This window comes from Rhizobium ruizarguesonis (assembly GCF_017357285.1).
GTDB lineage: Bacteria > Pseudomonadota > Alphaproteobacteria > Rhizobiales > Rhizobiaceae > Rhizobium > Rhizobium ruizarguesonis.
Genome location: NZ_CP071682.1, coordinates 389,369 through 414,442, shown reverse-complemented (window position 1 = coordinate 414,442; position 25,074 = coordinate 389,369). Strand labels below are relative to the sequence as shown.

At 58.1% G+C, this 25,074-nt stretch carries 20 protein-coding genes and 3 pseudogenes; 18 read left to right on the top strand and 5 right to left on the bottom strand.

The window, feature by feature from the left end:
• The first annotated feature begins 40 nt into the window (after positions 1-40).
• The 18 genes and pseudogenes from J3P73_RS36175 to rpoN all read left to right on the top strand — a co-directional run bounded on the left by J3P73_RS36175 (position 41) and on the right by rpoN (position 17,967).
• On the top strand, positions 41-610 hold the full coding sequence (locus J3P73_RS36175; protein ID WP_207580292.1) for a hypothetical protein: 570 nt from the start codon (positions 41-43) through the stop codon (positions 608-610).
• Positions 611-710: 100 nt separating this feature from the next.
• A pseudogene (locus J3P73_RS36170) lies at positions 711-1,220 on the top strand (IS256 family transposase); the annotation flags it as partial.
• A gap of 516 nt (positions 1,221-1,736) precedes the next feature.
• Positions 1,737-2,843: a redoxin family protein gene (locus J3P73_RS36165; RefSeq protein ID WP_207580291.1), complete on the top strand. Its 1,107-nt coding sequence runs from the start codon at positions 1,737-1,739 to the stop codon at positions 2,841-2,843.
• 1,347 nt (positions 2,844-4,190) lie between these two features.
• Positions 4,191-4,583 carry an IS66-like element accessory protein TnpA gene (tnpA, locus tag J3P73_RS36160; protein WP_207580290.1) on the top strand — a complete coding sequence of 131 codons (393 nt, stop codon included), beginning with the start codon at positions 4,191-4,193 and terminating at the stop codon, positions 4,581-4,583.
• The gene (gene tnpB / locus J3P73_RS36155; RefSeq protein WP_014330938.1) at positions 4,580-4,927 is read left to right on the top strand and encodes an IS66 family insertion sequence element accessory protein TnpB; all 348 of its coding nucleotides are present in this window, start codon (positions 4,580-4,582) and stop codon (positions 4,925-4,927) included. Before tnpA ends, tnpB begins: the two co-directional genes overlap by 4 nt.
• A gap of 45 nt (positions 4,928-4,972) precedes the next feature.
• Positions 4,973-6,610, top strand: a complete 1,638-nt coding sequence (tnpC, locus tag J3P73_RS36150; protein ID WP_207580289.1) for an IS66 family transposase — start codon at positions 4,973-4,975, stop codon at positions 6,608-6,610.
• Positions 6,607-7,218, top strand: coding sequence for a plasmid pRiA4b ORF-3 family protein (locus J3P73_RS36145; RefSeq protein WP_207580288.1), 612 nt, complete (start codon positions 6,607-6,609; stop codon positions 7,216-7,218). Before tnpC ends, J3P73_RS36145 begins: the two co-directional genes overlap by 4 nt.
• A 30-nt stretch (positions 7,219-7,248) precedes the next feature.
• Positions 7,249-7,539, top strand: coding sequence for a hypothetical protein (locus J3P73_RS36140; protein ID WP_207580287.1), 291 nt, complete (start codon positions 7,249-7,251; stop codon positions 7,537-7,539).
• Between the two features lie 308 nt (positions 7,540-7,847).
• Positions 7,848-9,470, top strand: coding sequence for a cytochrome-c oxidase, cbb3-type subunit I (gene ccoN / locus J3P73_RS36135; RefSeq protein WP_207580286.1), 1,623 nt, complete (start codon positions 7,848-7,850; stop codon positions 9,468-9,470).
• 8 nt (positions 9,471-9,478) lie between these two features.
• Positions 9,479-10,213: a cytochrome-c oxidase, cbb3-type subunit II gene (gene ccoO, locus J3P73_RS36130; RefSeq protein ID WP_018070435.1), complete on the top strand. Its 735-nt coding sequence runs from the start codon at positions 9,479-9,481 to the stop codon at positions 10,211-10,213.
• Between the two features lie 8 nt (positions 10,214-10,221).
• Entirely contained in the window at positions 10,222-10,374 is a 153-nt protein-coding gene (locus J3P73_RS36125) for a CcoQ/FixQ family Cbb3-type cytochrome c oxidase assembly chaperone (protein WP_003568501.1), read from the top strand.
• 1 nt (position 10,375) lies between these two features.
• The gene (ccoP, locus tag J3P73_RS36120; RefSeq protein ID WP_207580285.1) at positions 10,376-11,239 is read left to right on the top strand and encodes a cytochrome-c oxidase, cbb3-type subunit III; all 864 of its coding nucleotides are present in this window, start codon (positions 10,376-10,378) and stop codon (positions 11,237-11,239) included.
• A gap of 10 nt (positions 11,240-11,249) precedes the next feature.
• Positions 11,250-11,433 (top strand): annotated as a pseudogene (locus tag J3P73_RS37960) (hypothetical protein).
• 172 nt (positions 11,434-11,605) lie between these two features.
• Positions 11,606-13,173 (top strand): annotated as a pseudogene (gene ccoG / locus J3P73_RS36115) (cytochrome c oxidase accessory protein CcoG).
• Entirely contained in the window at positions 13,170-13,655 is a 486-nt protein-coding gene (locus J3P73_RS36110) for a FixH family protein (RefSeq protein ID WP_024323142.1), read from the top strand. The pseudogene ccoG and the gene J3P73_RS36110 overlap by 4 nt, the downstream one beginning before the upstream one ends.
• Entirely contained in the window at positions 13,652-15,937 is a 2,286-nt protein-coding gene (locus J3P73_RS36105) for a cation-translocating P-type ATPase (RefSeq protein ID WP_207580284.1), read from the top strand. Before J3P73_RS36110 ends, J3P73_RS36105 begins: the two co-directional genes overlap by 4 nt.
• A complete protein-coding gene (gene ccoS / locus J3P73_RS36100; protein ID WP_027681636.1) occupies positions 15,934-16,092 on the top strand; it encodes a cbb3-type cytochrome oxidase assembly protein CcoS in 159 nt (52 codons plus the stop codon). The genes J3P73_RS36105 and ccoS overlap by 4 nt, the downstream gene beginning before the upstream one ends.
• Before the next feature lie 318 nt (positions 16,093-16,410).
• Complete coding sequence (gene rpoN, locus J3P73_RS36095; RefSeq protein WP_207580283.1) at positions 16,411-17,967, top strand: RNA polymerase factor sigma-54; 1,557 nt, start codon at positions 16,411-16,413, stop codon at positions 17,965-17,967.
• Positions 17,968-19,077: 1,110 nt separating this feature from the next.
• Here the strand turns inward: rpoN and J3P73_RS36090 are convergent.
• The 5 genes from J3P73_RS36090 to nifE all read right to left on the bottom strand — a co-directional run bounded on the left by J3P73_RS36090 (position 19,078) and on the right by nifE (position 25,047).
• Positions 19,078-20,178: an amino acid kinase family protein gene (locus J3P73_RS36090; protein WP_207580282.1), complete on the bottom strand. Its 1,101-nt coding sequence runs from the start codon at positions 20,176-20,178 to the stop codon at positions 19,078-19,080.
• Positions 20,175-21,212: an aspartate-semialdehyde dehydrogenase gene (locus J3P73_RS36085; protein WP_207580281.1), complete on the bottom strand. Its 1,038-nt coding sequence runs from the start codon at positions 21,210-21,212 to the stop codon at positions 20,175-20,177. Before J3P73_RS36085 ends, J3P73_RS36090 begins: the two co-directional genes overlap by 4 nt.
• A 328-nt stretch (positions 21,213-21,540) precedes the next feature.
• Positions 21,541-21,864 carry a ferredoxin III, nif-specific gene (fdxB, locus tag J3P73_RS36080; protein WP_163879785.1) on the bottom strand — a complete coding sequence of 108 codons (324 nt, stop codon included), beginning with the start codon at positions 21,862-21,864 and terminating at the stop codon, positions 21,541-21,543.
• Between the two features lie 359 nt (positions 21,865-22,223).
• A complete protein-coding gene (gene nifN / locus J3P73_RS36075; RefSeq protein ID WP_207580280.1) occupies positions 22,224-23,573 on the bottom strand; it encodes a nitrogenase iron-molybdenum cofactor biosynthesis protein NifN in 1,350 nt (449 codons plus the stop codon).
• A gap of 52 nt (positions 23,574-23,625) precedes the next feature.
• On the bottom strand, positions 23,626-25,047 hold the full coding sequence (gene nifE / locus J3P73_RS36070) for a nitrogenase iron-molybdenum cofactor biosynthesis protein NifE (RefSeq protein WP_207580279.1): 1,422 nt from the start codon (positions 25,045-25,047) through the stop codon (positions 23,626-23,628).
• Positions 25,048-25,074 lie beyond the last annotated feature (27 nt).

Below are 25,074 nucleotides of genomic sequence, written 5' to 3'. Positions count from 1 at the left end.
TCGCAGTTTGCATACGCAGTAGAATTCGAGGTCGAATAAAATGGCGTCTCCATGGAAACTTCTTGCTGGGCTGGTGTCACGGCGACGCCAGCAGAAGCAAGAACACGGCTCGACCGATGACGCGAAGCCGGACGTATTGGCCATCGCCAAGCCGACTGAAACAGCAGACAACAACGAGTTGGACGGCGCAGAACGTCCGGCGGACGAAAAGCCAGTTCTTCATGGTCATTCCGCGGCGGTTCCGGCGGACCCGGATCATTCCGAGGAAACGGCAAGCGTTGTTGATGACACGACAGATGTCGAAAGCGCCAAGCCCGTGGAAGCGTCGAACCGGGCTTTGTCCGATGAGGCCGATACAGACGCGCATGTCGCACCAAAAGCCTTTCGAGTTGTCGAAGGTCAAACGCGAAAGCGCGGCACGCGGGGCATGAAAGCGAAAACGATTACAGTCGTTATCCCACCTTCTCCAAGCGCTCTCACCGCTTCTGACGATGCAATCAATCTCGACGAAGAAATCAGGCTTCTCCGGGGCCAGTTGGCGCGCAAGCTTCAAATGCAAAATGAACAATTGAGGAGGATGCTGGAGCGGTTCGGACGTCAAGCGAAATGAAGAATTAACCCCAGATTGCCTCACGGTGATTGTTACCGATAGGGTCTCTATCCCGAGTGGATGAAGCTGTTGTTGGCATCCTGGTTCGGAGGATTTATGACGCGGTGGTCGCATCGTTTCCGTTGCGGTCATCATCGCCATCGGCGTCAACAGCGATGGCCGCCACCAGGTACTGGACATGGAAGTCGGTACGTCCGAAGCCGAGCCGATCTGGACGGAGTTCCTGCGCAAGCTTACGCGCCGAGGTTTGCGCGGCGTGAAGCTAGTCGTCTCAGGTGCGCATGAAGGGCTCAAGGCCGCGGCCACCAAGGTTCTCAGCGCCACATGGCAAAGATGCCGGGTTCACTTCATAAGGAATGTACTGGCGCATGCCGGAAAGAGCGGCAGGCGGGTCGTCTCCGCCTTCATTGCCACCGCATTCGCTCAGGATACGGCGGAAGCTGCCAGCACGCAGTGGCGTAATGTTGCCGACCAGATACGACCGAAAGTGCCGAAGCTCGCCTCCATTATAGATGATTCAGAAGAGGATGTGCTTGCCTACATGACGTTCCCGAAAGAGCACCGGGCAAAGCTGCACTCGACCAATCCAATCGAGCGTCTCAATGGCGAGACCGAGTGTGAATTTCACCGCCGGAAGCGCTCCAATTAGGGGCAGGCCGGCCACCGGGTCGGATGTGCTGCGTAGTAAGGCCGGTGGATGGGAAACCCGCTCTGCTGGTCGCTGTCTTACCCGACAAGCGGTCCGGCAGCCTTCATTCGCGAGGCCAATTTGGCCAAGATCTTCAGTCCATTTTCAATAAGCAAATGTGCCTACTTTGTGTCGGATTTGTCGGACCGCGGCACACAACGTGCGATCCCCGGGGCGCTGCATTTGCGTCGGAACCACTGGAACTGATGACATTTCAACTACGCCAGCCGATTTGGCATGGATCTTGAAAGGAGAGACCCGTGCCCGACTAATCAAATTGTGATCCGGGATTCACGGGTGTGATAGGGACGGCAATTTTGCCGCTGTTGATGTTTCGCGGGCATGATTGATCGGAATCAAAGCGGCTCGACCTGATACCTGTCATGACGCGCTTATTCCGGGCGCACGAAGCGCGGGTAAAACACTGGGGAGGACAACATGACCTCTGGTTTGGGTATTGGCTCGCCAGCCCCGTCGATCAAAGCGCTGGACTGGCTGCGTGGCGATCCGCTTTCCAACTTGCAGCTCGGCACGATATACGTACTCGCGCTTAGTTCGACTACCTGCGGTGTTTGCGGACCGGCGCTGTCCTATGTGGCGCAGTTGCAGGAGAAATACAGCGACATGGGAGTTGAGCTCATCGGGGTCGCAGCAAATGAGGAAGCTGCAACGGCTGACGAGGCCCTGGCTCAGATGGACGCATGGGTAACCAAATGGCTCCCGAATACGAAAATTCGGATCGGGTTCGATTACTCAGGCGAAATGGCTATGCATTGGCTGCAAGCCAGCCTGACTTTCCATGTTCCAGAGGCGTTCATTGTCGACCGAGACGGCAGCATCGCCTTTATCGGTGATCCGGATGTGGTCGAGGACGTTTTGCCAAAAGTGATGAACGGCAGTTGGCGCGCCAGCGCGGAAGCAAAAAATGCCGAAATCGAGCGCATTGCTGAAGTCGACATTGATGCTCCGGCGAACGCGTTGCGTCGTCGAATCCGGGCGGCGACCGAGATTGAGGATTGGAAGACGGCGCTCTCGGCCATTGAAGAGGGCATCAAACTTTTCCCGGACAGCATCTCCTTGCGCCAGTCGCATGTCTCTATGTTGATGGGAGAAATGCGCGAGATAGGGGCGGGCTGGATCGCATTAGACCAATTTGCTCGTGATGCAATTGAACGAAACTCTGAAGATTGGCTTCTCGCGGCCATGCAAGAACTCTTCGGTCCACACTACGATTACTCGGGCCTTCCATTGGCGGAACGCTTTTCGATGGGCAAGGAGCTCTCCGATCGAATCCTCAGATTGTTTCCGCAGCAAGATGCCCTCTCACGCGCTGAGTCTTACGAGACGATTGCCTTTTACTGCCGTGAGAGCGGCGACAACGGCCTGGCAGTGGGGTTGATAGAGCTGGCTTTGAATTTGGTAGACGGAGGGCCACTTCCAGACGAAGATAAGCAGGAATGGCTGGCGCATTTGCAGCGGGTCCTGGCGGAGCACAAGGGCGAGGCGGCTTTTTACGGGGGAATTTGCATGCCTCCGCCGAAATAGCCTTGAACATAGAACCTGTTGGCGCGGCTTAGGCAGCGTCGACAGAAATTCTGACGAACCATTGGCGCAAAACCATGTTTTACAACTGGATCGCTCCCTTTTCGCGCGAGTTTCTGCATTGGATAGGTTCGTGGGGTTTGTGGCCCAGTCCCAAGTCCTTGCGAGAGAGCATAGCCAATTGTGCCCTGAACGGTGTTGGGTTCTATGAGCCAGCGATGTCGAGCCGGGGCACCCCCTGAAAACACATCGCGGTTGCCGCAAGCCAGAAAAAGCAAACACGCTCGTTTCCGGCGCCCCTTTTGTAGGTGGCGTGATGTCTTGGGGAGAGGCTTTGGCGAATGAAGGAATGTCTTCAATTTGTCACCGCCTCCTTTAAGGGCGAATGAATGAGCTTCGCCTCCTCAAACCCCTTGGAAGGTTCTGACCTTTTACGGTCCTGAAGAGCGACGATCAGTTTACAAGATAATCCGTCACTTTTGTCATCTCTGCGACCAAGCAATGTTTCCCGAACCGTTCATTGTCCAATCTGAATAGCTAAATAATAGGGAATGATCTAGTGCGGCTCACCGCGACCCGCCACGTCGGTCGAACAATTGATTCAAACACCAGGAAGCGAAATGGCACATGTACATCAGATCACTTCTGGGGGAAGCTGGTGTTATCCGCAGGTCTACCAAGTCCGAGGGCATTGGCCCGCGGTGGCATTCGGGATATTAGCCATGGCTTTGGAGATTCTGACGGCGCGTCGCGTCAGGGAGAGCACCACTTTGAAGCCATGACAACTTAAGGGATGAAGATATATAGCAACAGAATCGATAGGGAGCTTGCGTTACATGGCGTTCGGTCCGGTGCGCCCCCAAGGCTGATAACCGCCGCCTTGGGCACGGGACGCCGGGGCCGCCACATATGGACCGTTTGCGTATTGGCCGCGAAAATTTCGCGGTCTGTAGGGAGCCCGACGCCATACATTTAGACATCGAAAGCGTTACGACGCGAAGTCGCGAGACCGGCTGTCGTGGCGGCTCCCGCGCGAAATACATCCCGCGGATGTTTGCAGAAAATTCCTTGGCTCCCCTTTGGGACTTCTCACCTCAAAGGCCAGCGTCGCTTCATTCAGCGTGTCCAACCGTATGTCGGTAAGACCGTCCATTTCTTCCGTTGGCCAAACGTCTTCCGGTGACTCTGAAGCTCTCTTCGATTCCATATGTTAAATGGATTGCCCCTTCGTTGGGTGCTCACACATAAACCTGGCCCATAGCTCGTTCCTTCGTATTCCCACGGTGACGGCCGTCTTGTGATGTGAAGCCGAACATTGGAAGTCCTGGTGGTAGCACTAGGAGTAGTCCTATGACGAAGCAGCATATTGAGGTGATCACGTCGGTCGAGCGTCGCCGGCATTGGTCTCGCGAAGAGAAAGAACGGCTGGTCGCGGCGACGTTAGAGCCGGAAGCGGTTATCTCGGATGTGGCGCGCTCGGCCGGGATTCATGTCAGCCAATTATTCCGGTGGCGCAAAGAACTCTGCCAGATATCAGCGCCGTCCGTTCCTCCATTCATTCCGATTGAGGTCGTGGCGGCGTTGCCAGCGCCTGATCCTTTGGAGACGACACCGGCACCACGGGCGCGCAAGAAGACAAGCATCGTGACGATCGAGCTTGGCCGCGGCCGGCGCATTCGTGTGGACAGCGATGTCGATACGGAAGCTTTGGGTCGAATTCTCGACGTGCTGGAGCGACGATGATCCCGGTTCCGAGCGGCGTAAAGGTCTGGCTGGCGACCGGCTATACGGACATGCGGAGGGGATTTCCTGGCCTGTCGCTGATGGTGCAGGAGACGCTGAAGCGTGATCCGCATAGCGGCCATTTGTTCTGCTTCCGCGGCAGGAAGGGCGGCCTGATCAAGGTGATCTGGCACGACGGCCAGGGTGCCTGCCTGTTCACGAAGAAGCTGGAACGGGGGCGCTTCATCTGGCCATCGGCGGCCGACGGGACGGTGGTGATTACGCCGGCGCAGCTCGGCTATCTGCTCGAAGGCATCGACTGGCGGATGCCGCAAAAAACCTGGCGTCCGAGCTCGGCTGGATAGTGGAAATGGCTGGAAAGGTGGGAGCGAATATGATTCCATCTCGTTATGACCGATGCGGCAGATCAGCTTCCCGACGACCTTGCCAGCGCGCATGCGATGATCCTCGCCGAGCGCGCGGCACGCCGTGAAGCCGAGGCCGTTGCTGCCCGTGCCCAAGCGGTGAACTCACATTCGGATGCGCTGATTGCCCGGCTCCGGCTGGAGATCGAGAAGCTCAGGCGCGACATCCACGGCAGCCGCTCGGAGCGCAAGGCACGCCTTCTCGAACAGATGGAATTGCAGCTCGAGGAGTTGGAAGCTGATGCCAGCCAGGACGAAATGGCTGCGGAGCTGGCGGCAAAGTCCTCTAAGGTCCAAGCCTTCGAACGCAAGCGTCCATCCAGGAAACCGTTTCCGGAACACCTGCCGCGCGAACGTGTCGTCATTAGCTCGCCGACAAACTGCCCATGCTGCGGCTCGGCCAAGCTGGCGAAACTGGGCGAGGACGTTACCGAGACATTGGAAGTGATCCCGCGCCAGTGGAAAGTCATCCAGACGGTGCGCGAGAAGTTCTCATGCCGGGAATGCGAGAAGATCGCCCAGCCGCCGGCACCCTTCCATGTGACGCCGCGCGGCTTTGCAGGGCCAAACCTTTTGGCGATGATCCTGTTTGAGAAGTTCGGTCAGCATCAGCCGCTGAACCGGCAAAGTGAGCGCTATGCCCGTGAAGGCATCGACCTCAGCCTCTCGACGCTTGCCGACCAGGTTGGCGCTTGCACCGCGGTCTTGAAGCCGCTGCATGGCTTGATCGAAACGCATGTGCTTGCTGCCGAGCGTCTGCATGGCGATGACACGACCGTGCCGATCCTGGCGAAAGGCAAGGCCGATACCGGGCGCATATGGACCTATGTCCGGGATGATCGGCCGTTCGGCGGAACATCACCGCCAGCAGCTCTCTATTATGCCTCGCGCGATCGGCGGCAAGAACACCCCGAGCGCCATCTGAAGACCTTCACCGGCATTCTGCAGGCTGATGCCTATGGCGGCTACAATCCGCTGTTCAAGGCAGAGCGCCATTGCGGTCCGCTGACCCAGGCATTGTGCTGGGCGCATTCGCGTCGCAAGTTCTTCGTGCTTGCCGACATCGCCACGAACGCCAAACGGGGAAAGAACGCGACGCCGATCTCGCCGATGGCGCTCGAGGCAGTGAAACGGATCGATGCCCTGTTCGACGTCGAGCGTGACATTAATGGTCTCGCTGCAAGCGAAAGACTGGCGCGACGTCAGCGGGACAGCCGTCGTCTTGTCGAAGAGCTTGAGGCTTGGATGCGGGCCGAGCGGACAAAGCTGTCGCGCAGCTCGCCGGTCGCCGAGCCAATCGACTACATGCTAAAGCGCTGGGAGGGGTTTACCACCTTCCTAACCGACGGACGGATTTGCCTAACCAACAACGCGGCTGAACGGGCGCTGCGCGGTTTTGCTCTCGGCAGGAAATCGTGGTTGTTCGCCGGTTCTGATCGTGGTGCCGATCGCGCGGCCTTCATGGCAACGCTGATCACGACCGCCAAGCTCAACGATGTCGATCCGCAGGCATGGCTTGCCGATGTCCTGGCACGAATTGCTGACATGCCGACAACAAAGCTTGCAGAGCTGCTGCCTTGGAATTGGACAGGTCCGCGTCCTATGATGGCGTTGGCATCATGACCGTCGATCGCATCGCCAGGCTACATATCCAACTCGACGGTATCGAACCTTTGATCTGGCGCAGGGTCGAGGTTCCACTCACGATGAGCTTGAAGGGGCTCCACGATGTCATTCAGGCCGTGATGCTGTTCGAGGATTATCATTTGTTCGAGTTCGAGGCTGGTGGGCGGTGTTACGATGTGCCGGATCCAGAAGACCTCTATGAACGCAAAACCTTTGCAGCTCGCAACGTCCGCATCGCGGCACTCATCGAGCGTGGGATCGCGACCTTTAGCTACACCTATGACTTTGGTGATAACTGGCGACACACTATCACGGTCGAGGCAGTGGAGGATGGAAACCCCAGCATCGAATATCCGCGCTTCATCGATGGTGAGCGCAGAGCGCCGCCGGAAGATATTGGCAGCACCTCGGGGTTCGAGGAATTCCTGAACGTCATGGCGAAGCCACGACATGCGCAGCATCGAGAGTTCGTGCGTTGGTATGGTGGCCGCTTTGACCCAGAAGATTTAAGCGTTGATATCGTTCAAAACCGTGTCGCTAAAATTGCCCGCCGTCGGACACTCGGAAAAGCTGGATTTGCGAAGAGCCAAAACCGGCAGCACTGACCAAATCTGAAAGACACAGAACGAGGCATCATGGGCTACCGCAACTCCGCCCTCTATACCCTGAAATATGTCGCAGCGATGCTTGATGAGGACGAAGACTTCTTGCGAGAATGTTCGATTGAGATGTTCTCTGAAGATGGCTGCTTGTCTGCATATGACGACTATCCGGCCTCGGAGCTCAGCGAGCACATCATCTTGTTCACCCAAGTGGGGATCGAAAACCTTCAACAAATTATCCGCAATCTTCGCGGAATTGGCGACCCGCCATCGAAACCAGCGGCAGAAAGAAATCGCAAAAAGCCTCGGCTACTGCGGTCCTGACCGGATGGTTACGTTCCTTCAATTGCAAGGAAATGATGAACCGTCAAAATCCGGGATTGAACACTCAAACGCAAATGAGCCTCCGAGTGGGCTTGCCCAAGGGCAACAATGGATGACGCGGCGTGAACTTGACGGTGGAATAGTCAGCGTGTGTCAACGGATTAAAAGACTTTGCATTTGTAGCCGCAGCGTCGTCCCGTCTTTCTGTCCTCTCGTTGATGTGGATCAAGGAGCAATTTGCGGCTTCGTGACAGTTCTGGCGAGAAAGACGGCCGCGACGCGGTCGTCGGCGCATTGAGGACGACATCATGAATTACACAACGGAAACGATGGTGATCGCGGTCGCGGCGTTTCTAGCGCTGCTAGTAGCCGCATTCGCGCATGATCATCTCTTTGCGGTCCATATGGGCATACTTTGCCTCTGCCTCGTTATGGGGGCTGTGCTGATGGTCAGGAAGGTTGACTTTTCGCCGGCAGGACAACAGCGCAACGTCGATAGGTCCGGCTATTTCGACGAGGTGATCCGGTATGGCCTGATCGCCACGGTATTCTGGGGCGTGGTCGGCTTCCTGGTTGGCGTGGTCATTGCGCTGCAGCTGGCCTTTCCCGACCTCAACATCGCCCCTTATCTCAATTTCGGAAGGCTGCGGCCCGTTCACACATCGGCGGTCATCTTCGCCTTTGGCGGCAACGCGCTGATCATGACGTCGTTCTACGTGGTGCAACGCACCTGTCGCGCACGTCTTTTCGGCGGCAGCCTGGCCTGGTTCGTATTCTGGGGCTACCAGCTTTTCATCGTGATGGCTGCGACCGGATATGTTCTCGGAATCACCCAGGCCCGTGAATATGCCGAACCTGAGTGGTATGTCGACCTCTGGCTGACCATCGTCTGGGTCGCCTATCTCGCCGTGTATCTTGGAACGATCCTGAAGCGCAAAGAGCCGCACATCTACGTGGCAAACTGGTTCTATCTCGGCTTCATCGTCACCATCGCCATGCTGCACGTGGTCAACAACCTTGCGGTTCCGGCCTCGTTCCTTGGCTCCAAGAGCTATTCTGTCTTCTCGGGCGTCCAGGACGCGCTGACCCAATGGTGGTACGGCCACAACGCCGTCGGCTTTTTCCTCACCGCCGGCTTCCTGGGCATGATGTACTACTTCGTGCCGAAGCAGGCCAACCGACCGGTTTATTCATACCGGCTCTCGATCATCCACTTCTGGGCGCTGATCTTCATGTACATCTGGGCCGGCCCGCATCATCTGCACTACACGGCATTGCCCGATTGGGCCCAGACGCTCGGCATGGTTTTCTCGATAATGCTCTGGATGCCCTCCTGGGGCGGAATGATCAACGGTCTCATGACCCTTTCAGGCGCCTGGGACAAGATCCGCACCGATCCGATCATCCGTATGATGATCGTCGCGATCGCCTTTTACGGGATGTCGACCTTCGAAGGCCCGATGATGTCGGTGAAAACCGTCAATTCGCTCAGCCACTATACCGAATGGACGATCGGTCACGTGCATTCCGGCGCTCTCGGCTGGGTGGGAATGATCACCTTCGGGGCGATCTACTACCTGACGCCGAAGCTATGGGGACGCGAGCGTCTCTACAGCCTGCGGATGGTCAACTGGCACTTCTGGCTCGCAACCCTCGGGATCGTCGTCTACGCCGCCGTGCTTTGGGTTGCCGGCATCCAGCAGGGGCTCATGTGGCGCGAGTACAATTCCCAGGGCTTCCTCGTCTATTCCTTCGCGGAGACGGTCGCGGCGATGTTCCCCTACTACGTGCTGCGCGCGGTCGGCGGAACGCTTTACCTGGCGGGTGGTCTCGTCATGGCCTGGAACGTGTTCATGACGATCCGCGGCCACCTGCGCGACGAAGCTGCAATCCCAACCACTTTCGTGCCCCAACCACAGCCTGCCGAATGAGGTGAGACATGGCATCGATACTAGATAAACATCAGATCCTCGAGAAGAACGCGACGCTTCTTCTCGTCGGCTCGCTGCTCGTCGTGAGCATCGGCGGCATCGTCGAAATCGCACCGCTGTTCTACCTGCAGAACACGATTGAAAAGGTGGAAGGCATGCGGCCGTATACGCCGCTCGAGCTGGCCGGCCGGAACATCTACATCCGCGAAGGCTGCTACCTCTGCCACAGCCAGATGATCAGGCCGTTCCGCGACGAGGTCGAACGCTACGGCCATTACTCGCTCGCCGCCGAGTCCATGTACGATCATCCTTTCCAGTGGGGATCCAAGCGAACCGGGCCGGATCTGGCCCGTGTCGGCGCCCGCTACTCCAACGAATGGCATGTCCAGCATCTCGCGGATCCACGGGCAGTGGTGCCGGAGTCGATCATGCCGCGTTACGCCTTCCTCAAAGAGCAGAGGGTGACGGTCAAGGACGTGGGAATGGACCTGAAGGCCAACGAGGACGTGGGCGTGCCTTATAACGACGACATGCTGGCGAACGCGGAGGCCGACATGAAGGCCCAAGCCGATCCGAACGCAGATACGACGGCCCTGCTTGCCCGCTATCCGAAGGCGAAGACCGGCGATTTCGACGGCGATCCTGCTGCGCTGACCGAAATGGATGCCCTGGTGTCCTACCTGCAGATGCTCGGAACGTTGGTCGATTTCTCGACCTACGACGACGCGACCGGCTACCGATGAGGTGATCCATGGAAACCTACACTGCAATGAGACACTTCGCCGACAGCTGGGGCCTCCTGGCAATGGCGGCATTCTTCGTCGGCGCGGTTGTGTTCACCCTTCGCCCAGGCAGCAAGCAAACGGCGAAAGAGGCCGCCGATATTCCCTTGAAGGATGATTGAGATGTCGGAAAAACATATCGATGAATTTAGCGGCGTCGAAACGACCGGACATGAATGGGACGGCATCCGCGAACTCAACAATCCGATGCCCCGCTGGTGGGTGTGGACCTTCTACGCCACCATTGTCTGGGCTTTGGGCTATGCGATCGCATATCCCGCGATCCCGATGATTACCGACGCCACGAAGGGCATGCTGGGCTATTCCAGCCGCGCCGAGCTGCAGCAGAACCTGGATCAGGCCAAGGCATCGCAGACGACGCTTCATGATCTGATCGCCGCCAAGACGGTGCACGAGATCGATTCCGATTCTGCCCTTCGCGAATTCGCGGTCGCCGGCGGCGCATCTGCATTCAAGGTGAACTGCGCGACATGCCATGGCTCGGGAGCAAGCGGCGGCCCGGGATTTCCGAACCTCAACGACGACGATTGGCTGTGGGGCGGAGACCTGGATGCCATCCAGGCGACGATCGCGCATGGGATTCGCTTCGACGGGGATACGGACACTCATGCTTCCGAGATGCCGCCCTTTGCCGATGTTCTGGATCCCCTCCAGACAAGGCAGGTCGCGGCTTACGTCTGGGGACTGACCAATACACCGTCGGACCCCGGTCTCACAGAGGCCGGAAAACAGGTCTTCGTCGATAACTGTGCCGCATGTCACGGCGACGACGCCAAAGGAAAGGCCGACATGGGCGCGCCAGATCTCGCCGATGCGATCTGGCTGAAGGCACGCGGCGAGGATGCGATCATGCGCCAGGTAGCCGCTCCCAAACACGGCGTCATGCCTGCTTGGGCAGGGCGTCTCGGCGACACGACGGTCAAGGAACTGACGATCTTCGTCCATTCGCTCGGCGGCGGAACCTAAGGAGGATGCCATGTCAGATCATGACCACAATCTAATCCTCGGCCTCTACGGCACGCCGCGCGCTACGATACGATCACGCGGCTCGACGCGCCAAGGCCACGCCGCCACCTTCCAATCAGGACGACCTCGCAAAGAGCGCCAGTTCGATCATCAGTTGGACCTGCCTCAAAGACCACGAGCAGACAAGCCGGTAGCTGTAGCGTTGTCGAGGACGTTCCAGCGAGGTTGTTTGTTCGCCCGCAGCCCCCGAGGCCACGCCCTCTCTCCATGGCGTTTTCCTTTCGCACGAAGGCCTCCGCTCTTGATCTGCATCAATGATAAATGCGCAGCAGTTGGGACAACGGCAGATGAAATCCGATAGGTCCCATGAACCTCTGCACCGCACCAGATCCCGATACACCAAAAGGCTCAGTGGCGTGCCAGTCAACGCCCGTCGCAACCGGCAGCCTCTCTACGCTCCTCGGAAGAAGGTTTTCCCCAAGCATGCAGAGGGACGTTTCCGTCGGTTCAAGTGGATCGTCCTGCTGATTACGCTTTGCATCTACTTTCTCGCGCCATGGATTCGCTGGGATCGCGGTCCTTACGCGCCCGACCAGGCAATCCTCATCGATCTCTCTTCGCGACGCTTTTTCTTTTTCTTCATCGAAATCTGGCCTCAGGAATTTTATTATGTAGCGGGTCTCCTCGTCATGGCGGGGTTCGGCCTGTTTCTTGTCACTTCCGCGGCTGGGCGCGCATGGTGCGGCTACGCCTGTCCGCAGACCGTCTGGGTTGATCTCTTTCTCGTCGTCGAACGTGCGATCGAAGGCGATCGAAACGCGCGAATGAAGCTTGACGCTGGCCTCATGAGCTTTGCCAAGCTGAGGAAGCGCGTCGTCAAACATTCGATCTGGCTGCTGATTGGCGTGGTGACAGGCGGAGCGTGGATCTTTTATTTTGCCGACGCGCCGAGCCTGCTTGTTTCGCTGTTCACCGGCCGCGCTCCTGCAGCCGCCTACACCACCGTCGCCATCCTTACTGCAACCACCTACGTGCTCGGCGGTCTCATGCGAGAGCAGGTGTGCACCTACATGTGCCCGTGGCCACGCATCCAGGGTGCGATGCTCGACGAGAATTCTCTTGTCGTCACCTACAATGACTGGCGGGGCGAGCAGCGGTCGCGTTACCCGAAGAAAGCTCGAGCCAGGGGCGTGCCGGTCGGGGATTGCGTCGATTGCAATGCCTGCCTGGCCGTGTGTCCGATGGGAATCGATATTCGCGACGGGCAGCAGATGGAGTGCATCACGTGCGGGCTCTGCATCGACGCCTGCGACGGTCTCATGGAGAAGCGCGGGAAGCCTCGCGGCCTGATTGCCTACGCCACCCTGAGCGAATACTCGAGCAACATGTCGCTCGCCACGGACGAAGGACGAATGGCCGTCCAGCCGTCCAGGATTCGAAACGATAATGGGACGTTCGTTCCGGCGATACGGCACTTCGACTGGCGTATCATCTTGCGCCCGAGAACAGTCTGTTACGCGTTCGCCTGGGCGTCCGTCGGCGTGGCCATGCTGGTCCATCTCGGCTTTCGGGAGCGCCTTGAACTCAACGTCGTTCACGACCGAAACCCCCAATATGTTCTGGAAAGCGACGGCTCTCTGCGGAATGGCTATACGCTTCGGATCCTGAACATGGTGCCGACGCCGAGGGATGTGAACATAAGCCTGGTCGGGCTGGAGGGGGCGACGATGCGCATTCCCGAGTTGGGCAAGGAAGACGCTCGCAGCTTTAGAGTCCCTGCCGAACCCGACGCGGCCACGACGCTCAAGGTCTTCGTTACGCGCAAGCCTACCGGAGCAGCGATCAATGAATTTCTGTTCGTTATCGAAGATACCGATCATGCCGATCGGGCAACCTACCGCGCGGCGTTCAATGCACCGGGAGACATCAAATGAAGACCTCCGCTCAGGGTTTTACAGGCCTGCACATGCTGCTTGCGACCTCGGCATTCTTTGGCGTGGTGATCGCGGTGAACGTCACCATGGCCTTCTATGCCTCCTCCAGTTGGAGCGGTCTGGTCGTGGAAAACACCTATGTCGCCAGTCAGGAGTTCAACCGCAAAGCCGCGGCGATGAAGGCAATGGCCGCTTCCGGCATCGAGGGCAACCTCTCCATAAAGGGGCACGAGATCCGCTACGACATTCACGACAAGAGCGGATCGCCTGCGATCGTCGACGACGTCGTTCTGAATTTCAAACGGCCCGTCGGAGACCACGAGGACTTCCTCCTTACGCTCAGGAAGACAGCCGCGGGGCGATTCGAAGCGGAGCATGATCTAGCCGAAGGTGACTGGATCGTCGAGGCCATCTCGCGAAACGGCGGCGTGGTCGTCATGCATGAGGCAAAACGCATCCATACCGCGGAGTTAGACCAATGACCTGCTGTACCATGGACGCGGAAAGCGTACTTGCCCTCAGCACGACATCATTCAGTGCCGAAGAGGTCCGCCTTGCCAGCCAGCCGCTCGGCGAAGGATTGCGCCAGCTGGACCTGAGCGTTTCCGACGTCCACTGCGGCGGCTGCATTTCGACCATCGAAAGGGCGTTGTTGACGCTTCCCTTCGTCAAGACAGCGCGAGTCAATCTCACGGCGCGAAGGGTGACCTGCGTCTACCAGGAGGAGATCGAGACGGGCGCAACCGATCCGTCCAAGATCCTCGCAGCGATCAACGCGGCCGGATATCGCGCACATCTCTTCACCCCCTCAGCTCCCGAGAACGACAAGACTAGAAATCAGCTTCTCCTCGCGATCGGCGTTTCCGGTTTTGCGGCTGCCAACATCATGTTGCTCTCGGTATCGGTCTGGTCGGGCGCAGATGCCGCGACGCGCGATATGTTTCATTGGATCTCGGCGATGATAGCAGCGCCCGCGCTGGTTTATGCGGGGCGCTTCTTCTTCAAATCGGCCTGGAATGCGCTGCGGCACGGGCGCACCAACATGGACGTTCCGATTTCGCTCGCCGTGACGCTCTCCTATGCCGTTTCATTGTGGGAGACCGTCCATCACGGCGAGCATGCGTGGTTCGACGCTTCGGTCTCGCTGCTCTTCTTCCTGCTGATCGGCAGAACTCTCGATCATGTCATGCGGGAAAAGGCTCGGGCGGCGATCAACGGGCTCGCAAGACTGGCCCCGCGCGGAGCATTGCTGATCAATCCGGACGGGTCGCGACGCTACATTGCGGTAGAAGAGATCGCGGCTGGGGATGAAATCTCGATAGTCGCAGGCGAACGGGTTCCCGTCGATGGCATAATCGTCAGCGGAGAAAGCGACCTAGACCTCTCCATCGTCACCGGCGAGAGCAGCCCCGTCGCCGTCGCCAGCAACAGCGAAGTGAGTTCTGGGGCGATGAATCTGACCGGCTCGCTCGTGTTGCGAGCGACGAGAATTGCCAAGAATTCGCTTCTCTCGGAAATCATCGGCCTCATGGAAGCCGCCGAGGGCGGAAGAGCTCGCTATCGCAGGATCGCCGATCGCGCTGCGACACTCTATTCCCCGGTCGTGCATCTGCTGGCGCTGGTCTCCTTCCTTGCCTGGGGCCTCCTGGGCGGAGACTGGAAACAGGCCATGCTGGTCGCCGTAGCGGTCCTGATCATTACCTGCCCATGCGCATTGGGTCTTGCCGTGCCCGTGGTCCAGGTCGTCGCCGCGGGGGAGCTTTTCCGGAAGGGCATCATGGTGAAGGACGGCTCAGCACTCGAAAGACTGGCCGAGACCGACACCGTGGCCTTTGACAAGACGGGCACCTTGACGATGGGCAGTTCGCGCCTTGTCAGGGTGGACGCCATCGACGAGAGCGCCACCGCAATCGCCCGTGGATTGGCAGCGCATTCACGGCATCCTCTTTCTCGGGCCCTGGTACGGGACACCGAAACCGACCTCATGTCCTTCGACATCGTCACGGAAATCCCCGGCGGGGGACTGGAAGCCAGGAGCGGAGCGGATGTCTATCGATTGGGCAACGCGGCGTTTGCCTGCGGAACCAGCTTCGTGCCCCGCATCGCCGACAGTCCGTTCTCGGAAGTGGTCCTGTCGAAGAATGGTGTCGATCTTGCCCGCTTCTTCTTCGATGACACGCTTCGTTCGGGTGCTTGCGAGGCCATCGACCGGCTCGATGCAGCCGGCCTTGAAACGCTGATCGTGTCGGGCGACAGGCAGACCGTCGTCGACAATACGGCGCATGCCCTGGGTATCGACAGGGCTTTGGGCTCTCTGACGCCGAAACAGAAGGTCGAGGAATGCCAGAGGCTGAATGGCCAAGGTCGTCGCGTGCTGATGGTTGGCGACGGTATCAACGACGCCCCGGCACTTGCTGCGGCGCATGTCTCGATGGCGCCGGCCACGGCCTCCGATATCGGCAGACAGGCCGCCGACCTCGTTTTCTTCAACGATCGGCTTGACGCTGTTCCGGAAGCGATCGCCGTTGCGCGAAGATCCGCCAGCCTCATCCGGCAGAACTTCGCTCTCGCCATCGGTTACAACGTTCTGGCGGTGCCGATCGCCATCGCCGGATTGGCGACGCCGCTCATAGCGGCGGTGGCAATGTCGACATCCTCGATCATCGTCGTGACCAACGCACTGCGCCTGAACGCTTTCGGCAAGCGTCGGGATATGCAAATTCGAGGGGGGATCGGCAGGAGGGCGGAGGTCGAAGCCGCATGAACATGCTGATCTATCTCATACCGATCGCGCTGCTGATGGGAGGAATGGGACTCCTGGCATTCCTTTGGTCGCTGAAGAGCGGCCAGTATGACGACCTTCAAGGCGCCGCCTGGCGAATCCTCGCCGAGGACGAAACCGATCAACGAAAACCCTAACCACCTACTGGGTCCAAACACGAAAGGAATACGGACAGTCGCGACAATCTGCACCGTCGTCGTTTGTCGGCTGCGCGACAAATGCCCTTTCGCAACCAAGTTCACTACTCGCCATAAATCACTGAAACTCAAGCATATTCTTTTTCGGAATCCAGTCGATGGTTTGGCACGTTTCTTGAAAGCTATCACGCGCCGCGGCGCCCAAGTTGCCCCAAGTGGTTCATGATGCCAAGCGTGCCAATTTCACGTGAAGGCATCGATCTCCGTGCCCTGCGGTCATGATCAGGCATGGTCCCAAGAATTAAGTGGAACTTTATCATGAAACTGTCCGCCAATCTCTTACTGCGCCAGAGCCAGTCCCTGGTGATGACAGCGCGACTGAGGCAATCCATCCAGTTGCTGCAGATGACGCACTTCGAAGTCAACCAGTTTATCGCTCAAGAAGTGGAACAGAACCCGCTGCTCGAATTTCCGTACAACGATGATGAGGCGGGCGGCGATGCCGAAGAGGAGCAGTATGCTCATCAGCCGGAGGATGCGGGATCGGACGATGGCTATGACAACCGCACCGAGGCGCTCTCCAGCGACTGGTATGATAACGGCGGCAGCGCCAGCACCAGCCGGCTGAACGACGAACTCGACGCCAATTACACCAATGTCTTTCCCGATGACGGTGCCCCGCAGCGCCTCGATGCGCCGGAGCTCGTCAGCCAGTGGAAATCGATGCCGGGCAGCGGCGAGGGCGCCGACTACGATCCTGACGATTTCGTCGCCGGCCAGGTGTCGTTATGCGATCATCTCGCCCAGCAGATCCCCTTCGTCCTGCCTGACATGGCCGACCGGCTGATCGCGCAGAATTTCGTCGACCAGCTCGACGACTGCGGTTATCTGCAGGCCGATATCGTCGAGGCGGGCGAGAGGCTGGGTACGAGCCTCGCACAGGCCGAGCGCGTGCTCGCCACCCTCCAGAGCCTCGATCCGCCGGGTGTTTTCGCCCGCAGCCTCGCCGAATGCCTGGCGATCCAGCTCAGGCAGAAGGACCGATACGACCCGGCCATGCAGGCTCTGGTCGAAAATCTCGAACTACTTGCCCGGCGTGATTTTGCCACGCTGAAGCGGCTTTGCGGCGTCGACGAGGAAGATCTTCTCGACATGCTCGGCGAGATCCGTCAGCTCAATCCGAAGCCCGGCAGCGGTTTCGAGGCAGGTGTTTCCGAAGCGATCATGCCGGATGTGGTCGTCAGAGCCTCCTCGGAAGGCGGCTGGCTGGTCGAGCTCAATCCGGATACTCTGCCGCGCGTACTGGTCAACCAGTCCTATTTTTCTCGCGTGACCAAGACCAAGGATGCAGAGGTTCAGGCCTTCCTCTCTAATTGCATGCAGACCGCCAACTGGCTGACGCGCAGCCTCGATCAGCGGGCAAATACCATCATGAGGGTGGCAAGTGAAATCGTCCGCCAGCAGGACGCCTTCTTACAGCACGGCATCGATCACCTGCGCCCGCTGAACCTGAAGACGGTCGCCGAAGCGATCAAGATGCATGAATCCACCGTCAGCCGCGTCACGTCGAACAAATATATGCTGACGCCGCGCGGCCTCTTCGAACTCAAATATTTCTTCACCGTCTCGATCAGTGCCATCGCCGGCGGCGACAGCCATTCGGCCGAGGCCGTGCGTCACAAGATCCGCGCGCTGATCCTGCAGGAGAGTCCGGAGGCGGTGCTTTCCGATGACGATATCGTCGACATGCTGAAGAAGGGCGGCGTCGATCTCGCCCGTCGCACGGTTGCAAAATACCGGGAGGCGATGAACATTGCATCTTCGGTCCAGCGCCGCCGCGAGAAGCGGGCGCTCGCCAAGGTCGCCGGTTTCTGAGGCTATCATGCTTCGACCTGAACCGAAAAATCCTGCCTTAAGCGGCGCGACTCTATGAAAGCTAGCCCTCGGGTGACTTTGGATCACGCCCGCGGTGCTTGCGCTGGCCAAGTCTGCCATTTTTATTGTGGGCCCGCGGGCATGTTTTGTGTCCGAAATGTGCCCGGCACCACATCCGCCGGCACCGCGCTTAGCGTCGCAACCGCAATCGGGGTTAGATCGCACCCTGCGCTCGAGCTGGATCAAGAAGTGCGGCGGCTATGACAGCATCTGCGACAGCAAACTCAATTCCTCAGATATCTCGGCGCAGGAACAGGTTTCGCGGTGCCACATCGTACAGGGGCGACGTACATTTTTCGACAAGCGAGCCTGCCCTAGGTAGCGATTACCTGGCGCTGCATGGCCATTCTGCGGAACAGTTTAACGAATATCAAACAGCGCAATCATCTTCGTGAGCTGCGATTTTTGTGCCGATTGATTGCGCCAGCAGTCCTCTCAAGCGTTGCCTTCTGCGTCAAGGGGACCATACGCCCCTGGGTTTTCCAACCCGATCAGGGCGTTCCGCCGGCAGAGTTCTCCTCCCGCCGTACAGGGGCTTGCGCGAGCCGTTGGCAGCTAGGAGGCGCGCTGAAGACCGACCGCTATGTCATCAAGGGGCCGCTAGTCATATAGCACCGCGGCGCGGATTGCCGCCGGCCGCATCAATGGGCCGAGAATGCGAAGTACCTGCGCGATGAGTCTAGCGACCAAGGGCCGGCGCAAGGGCATCAAGAGCGCGCCGGAACGAGGACGAGATGCTGGCGCGCTGCAAGGTGAAGGGTTGATTTCAGCCGCTTTGCACTGTCCTCGTTTACCACAACTGGAAAGCGGCGATCCAGAACCTGCATTCGACAATAACTTTTTCGAATTCACCGGTCGCGTCTGTCCGCGCCCTGTCCCTGCGATGACGACTGCATGTTGAACTCGACGATGTGCCGGGGTTATCAGGGCGGTGGAACAGGCGATCGTCGCTAACGATCACCCGGCTACCAAGTCGAAGCATCCCTTAACCGATGGCCAGATCAAGCGACTTCGCCGCCGCCTCCATTCGGGCGTCGCCTGTGGCGCTGTTTAGTCGTTCTCTATCACAAGATCGCGAACGGCTGCAGGATACATTTGTTCGTGGATGTTTTGCGCATGTGCCAAGGCGCTCTCGTAGTCAACGTGAAGGTGGACGCGCGACATCGCGCCATTAAGCTCGGTCACCACGACCCTTGATCCGATGGCGACCGCGCGCGTGCCTGCCGATGCGACAAGGCGCATCGCAAAATCGATGTCGGTTATGATGCAAAGGCAGGGCCTGCCGTCCTCTTCAAAGAATATCGAGCTAATATCGTGTTGATCAAGAAGCACAAGGAGATTGTCGCGTTCTGCAACACTCGCGACAGCTAATACTGCTGCGTCGCGTGCTACTGTCACGGAACCGGAGTATCCGTGGCCTGTGATGATCGTGCCCGTCGCCACTCCGTCACTAGTCAGTGCTTTGCAAACTATGGTGACTGCGTGCTTTTTAGCATAATCCACTGCCCTATGGTGCAGAACCTTAGCGCCCTGCCGCGACATCTGCGCAATTGTCCCATACCCAATCTTCGGGATGAATCGTGCCCCTGGTACAAGATGAGGATCTGCCGTGTAGACGCCCTTAACATCTGAATATATTTCGCACGCTTGCTCTCCTAACATGGCAGCGATCACGACTGCTGTCAGATCGGAGCTGTTTCTGCCGAGAAACGTTAGTTTGCCCGACTGATCAATTGCCTGACCACCCGCGGCAATGACAATGTCATGCTCCTGAAGTGCAGCCCTGATTGGCTGAGGATCGACGCTTTCAACTGACGCCCGGCCGAAGTCTGAATTAGTGCGTATCCCGAGGGCATAGCCATTCAACGACGTTACGGGAATCCCGAGGCGACTGACTGCAGCCTCCAACATGCAGGCACTCAGCATCTCGCCCGTGGCAAGTGCCGCATCGAGATTCGATGGTGATGCTTCTTTGTTGACGCCAAGCATGGTTGCTTTCAGCTTGTCGGTCATTCCATACATTGCGCTGACCACGGCGATAATCTTGACTCCGCCTGCAGCCCGCAGCTCAGCTAGATGCTGAGCAACTCGAGCGTAATCACAAGGATCTCGAAAACTCGAACCCCCGAATTTGACAATGGTCGTCTTCATGTTTCATCCATCAAGTTATTGGCGATCGCAAGCTGTGCGATGAGGAGTGCGTTCAGTGCGGCCCCAACCTGAACGTTGTCGGCTACAACCCACATCCACAGCCCGCGCGGATTCTCTGGATTAACTCGGACCCGACCGACGTGAACATCTGCAGGATCTCCCAGATAGCGCGGCGTTGGATATCCGTCGCGAATTTCATCAGCATAAAGTCGAACACCTGGTTCATTTGCCAGGAGCTCACGGACCTGTTCTAGTCGAACATGATCGTCGAACTCGACGTATACCGCCTCGGAATGGCCCGTCTTTACCGGCACTCTAACGCAGGTGGCGGTTAACTGCAGATGAGGCATACCGAAGATCTTCCGTGACTCTTGAACCAGCTTGCGTTCCTCTAGAGCCACGCCTTCACGGGAAATCTCTCCGATCTGAGGTATGACATTGAATGCAAGAGGGACAGGGAAGCTCTCCGCAGCGGGTCCGGTGCTCCCCTCGAGCCAGGCTACGGCACCGTCTTCTAGCTCGTTAATCCCGCGCAGGCCAACTCCTGAGGCGGCTTGATAGGTGGTCAAAAGAACCTGGTTAACGCCGAACGTCGCTATCAGCGGTCGCAGTGCCCGAACCAGCTGTATCGTGGAGCAATTTGGATTTGCTATTATTCCAGACGGTGGACGAACCGTAAGTGAACACGCGTTAACTTGTGGTACGATGAGGGGTACGTCAGGCCTCATTCGAAAGGCATTCGAGTTATCAATCACCAAGGCTCCTTGGGATGCGAACCGAGGTCCCCATACGGCGCTTACGTCGCCGCCTGCAGAGAAGAATGCAATGTCGGTTTTGGTATCACCGATATCGCTAATGTCGCGGAGTGCCTCAACTAAATATGTTTGGTCTCGAAACTTGAATTGGCGCGCACCCGAACTGGAGGCGAACAGTCGCAGTCGATTGATCTTAATCTCGCTTTTTTCCAACAACTTGATCAGGGCCGTTCCGACCGCCCCGGTTGCTCCAACGACAGAAATATCTAATGGTCTCATGAGTACCTCATTTAGACGCTCGTGGTTGGATCTTGCTTTCAAATTTCGAAGCCCGCTTCGGCCGCCCAAGGATGTAACCGGAAGGCTGTCGTCGCGGCTTAATGCACAGTTCAATGCCTCCTCTCTTCAGATCGTTGGACTTTCGACCTGGTGTTTCCTGTGATGATTGCCCCCGAATGGCAGATTGGATGCCTAGAAAGAGCTTCGCGTCGCAAGCCGGATTTGCTTTCACGCTAAGCTGCCATGCCGCCTTCTCCACGTCTTCGAACCGATGCGATAGTCTCGCAATGTGGACGGCGCCGGCGGCTTCTACCGCTCGGAACGGAATTCAAGATTCGTGCACCGCACGATGATCAACGGCGATATGAGTCTGGCAGTTCTTGGGACAGACGCGGGCGCACGCTCCGCAGCCGATACAGCGGCCGGGATAATCAATGACCATGATCACGCGACTGAGCTCACCATTAAAGTCGTCCTCGCCATCGCAGACACCGAGCATTTCACCTGCCTCGTCGATGCCGTAGGGGTGCATGACCTCACGTGAGCAGACCTTGAAGCAGCGACCGCAGCCGATGCACATCGCAGGGTTGATCGAATCCAGATATTCCGGCATCCATCGGGACCCGTCGCGAGTCACGCATGAGCTTGTCATAGATTCCTCCGATTTAGCGAGTTCTGGCAATGACATATGTGACCGCCGAAGGCGCGCCGATTGCCAGACAAAATGCGAGCCGGCAGCTGTCTAACGCCGCTATCCTTTCCCAGTGCAGTCATCACCTTCGCTCCGGTGTCTTCCGATCTCGTCGGAGATATCCTCGAACCCAGCGGCTTGCACGAAGGTCCACGCGTCGCGTATCGCGTCGTAGATAGCGAATGGTCTGGCCGACTCAAACGACGCGTTCAGTCCCTCCATATCTTGCGTGACGTTCGCAATTCGCAAGCTGGTCACCTGCCGTTTCGGCCGCTGTTGGTGGAGTCTGCCATTGAAGAGCGAGAGGCGGCGAATTGGTCTCATTTTGCGATTCCCGCCTGTCGCTTGAGTAAAGTGGGCTGGGAGTCCGGAGGGTGGTTAGCCTGAATGATGTTCGCGAGGTCAAAGATCAGGTCGCGGGTTCCCCGGTATAATATTGTAAGCTTGTGTTGGCTGCCGACGCGGTCGAACATGGGCAAACCAAGCCGCATCAGCGGAATGCCGAGGCGTTTGGCAGCTTCTCGGCCGTGCGAGTGTGTGACGATAAGATCGGCCGTTGCGGCGAGACTTTCCAGATCACTGAGGTCGCCGACTTTGACGGTCTTCGCCGGTACCATCTCGAGCGCCTTCGAAGTGCCGGTCGTGGTGACCGCGGCCGCAATTTCCGCACCCATGGCAGTAAAAAAGTCGGAGAGCTGGAAAAGTTGATCCGGCTCGGAGGCGATTGCGATCTTCTTGCCAGCCATATGAAAATGTCCGTCGAGCATGGCATCCTGCAACTGCATTCGGTTGCGGCGGACATTGAGCGGTGTCTGTTTGCGTGACATAGCGGCAAGCACGCGAATAAAGCGATCGACGTTCTCTAGGCCCGTCAGCGATCTAAACAGCACATACGGCACGCCGGTCAGTCTCTGCAGCGCTTCAGCCGGTCGCCGCATATGCTCACCGATTGCGATACACTGCATCGTCGCACCGAGATCGCGGATCTCCTCCACTTTCGTGCCGCCATACGTTGTCGGCATCCATTCTTCCGGGATGGAGCCGTCGAGCGCTCCGGATACGTCCGGCAGAATAACCGGGTCGAGGCCGAAGCTTTCGGCCGTCTCGCGCAGATGTTCTATGTCAGCAACCGTTAAGTTCCAGCCAGGCAAGATCGCGATCTTCCTCGGATTGCGATACTGCTTGTCAGGTCGCGCTACTGCCTCGATCACGGCGGTAACAGCTTTAGACCAACCCTCCTCTATGGCGCCGTCAAAGTCAGGCGTGTTGGCGACTATCACTTCGGTGCCCACAAGTTCTATCGCCCGCCTGCGTTTGATGTTTTCGACGTCACCGGCGACATCCTCGTCGCGGGCCTCTACCGATGCGGTCGTGCATATCCCGATCAGTCGTGGCCTTGAGCGGGCTTTGAGGCTGAGAATTGCCTCTTCGAGACGATCCGCGCCGCCGACGATTATCGCGGCTTCGTTCATCGCCGTCGTTTGCAGCGGGATCGCTTCATTGAAATGCCTCACGAGCAGTGCGAGCGCGAAGCTTGTACATCCCTGGCTGCCATGGAGCAGAGGTATTGCGCCGTCGACGCCCAGAAAGGCGAAGGCAGCACCAAGCGGCTGAGACGACTTCAGGGGGTTGACCGCCGCCGACTTAGTTTGAGATACGACGCGTGCCATAGTACGACCTCAACATTTTTTGCGAGTGATCTCGCGGTTTGGTTCGACGCGCTTACACTTTTCTTTTCGCTCGTTTTTCAACGACTAAGGCCGGCTCCCATGGCGCCGGCGCGCGCACCTGCGGCCACATCGGATTGTGGATTGCCAGGTCAATTTGTCGAGCAAGTTGCACCATTCCCTCATAGCCAGCGTAAGCGTGATGACGCTCCTGGTTAATGTCGAGCCAAGGTAGTTTAGCCTTTAACGCTATATACTGGGTGCGTCCGCCCGACAGCATGATGTCAGCCTTTCTGTCGAGTAGAAGCGAGAAAAGCTCGCGCGGCGACTTCGACTCGAACAGGAGGTTCTCCTCCCTCAGGGTCTGCTTCACTCGCTCCCTATCTTCGAGCGTCGATTTCTTGACTGATGTGCCGACGATCTCCATGCCGATCTCCATCAAGGCATGGACGACCGACCAGGATTTCACGCCGCCTGTATTTAGAAGCACGCGCTTGCCCTCAAGGCGAGGTCGGTAGGCTTCCAGCCTCTTCCACACCTTTTCCTCTTCTTCCGCTACAAGGATTTCCGTGCGATGCAAAAGCGAGGGGTCAGCACCCTTCCTTACAAGCAGATCGGCGATCCGCCGGAGCGCCTCCGAGGTGCCGGAAATGCCATAGAAGGAGCCCTCGAAAAATGGAATGTCCCACCGCTCCTGCATCTTACGTGCCAACGTAACGAACGCTGTCGAACACACCGTCATCGCTGCGCGCGAGCGGTGGGCGGAGGCGACTTGCAGATATCGCGCGTCTCCGGGAATACAGGCGCGGACGCGGATGCCGAGCTTATCCAAGAGCGGCTTCACCTGCCAGAACTCACCAGAGAGGTTAAATTCGCCGAGTATGTTGATGTCGCAAAGGCCTGGTTCATCGGGCTCCACGGTACCTATGACATGCTTGAGCAGCGCCTCGCCCGCTAGCTTGTTGCCGAGGTTTTTAGATCCGACAAAACCTGGCGCATTGACCGGCACCACCGGTAAGGCAAATTCGTCCGTCGCTCGCTTGCAAACAACGTCGATGTCGTCACCGATCATCGCTGTAACGCAGGTTGAATAGACGAAGATTGCCGCGGGCGCATACCCATCCTTGATTTCCCGGATCGCTTTAAAGAGCTTCCGTTCACTGTGGCCCATTACGATGTCGATTTCCGTAAGATCGGTCGTGAAGCTCGTGCGCCAAAGTGTTGGACCTGACGAGGCAGCGCCACGGTTGTCCCAGGAATTTCCCTCGCAGGCGAGCGGCCCGTGAATCAGATGTGCGACATCGGTTATCGGCTGCAGTGCGACCTTGGCGCCGTCGAAAGCGCAACCGCCGACGGCCGTTCCCGGGGCCATTGGCCTCGCGCAATTCCTTGGGCGCGCCTTAGGACCCTTGCTGCCGCTCCTTTCACTCGCTAGCTCGTGGAAGGCATCTTTGACTTTGGCGTTGAGCGAGGACATTCGTTTGCCTTCATATCTGGTTGAGAG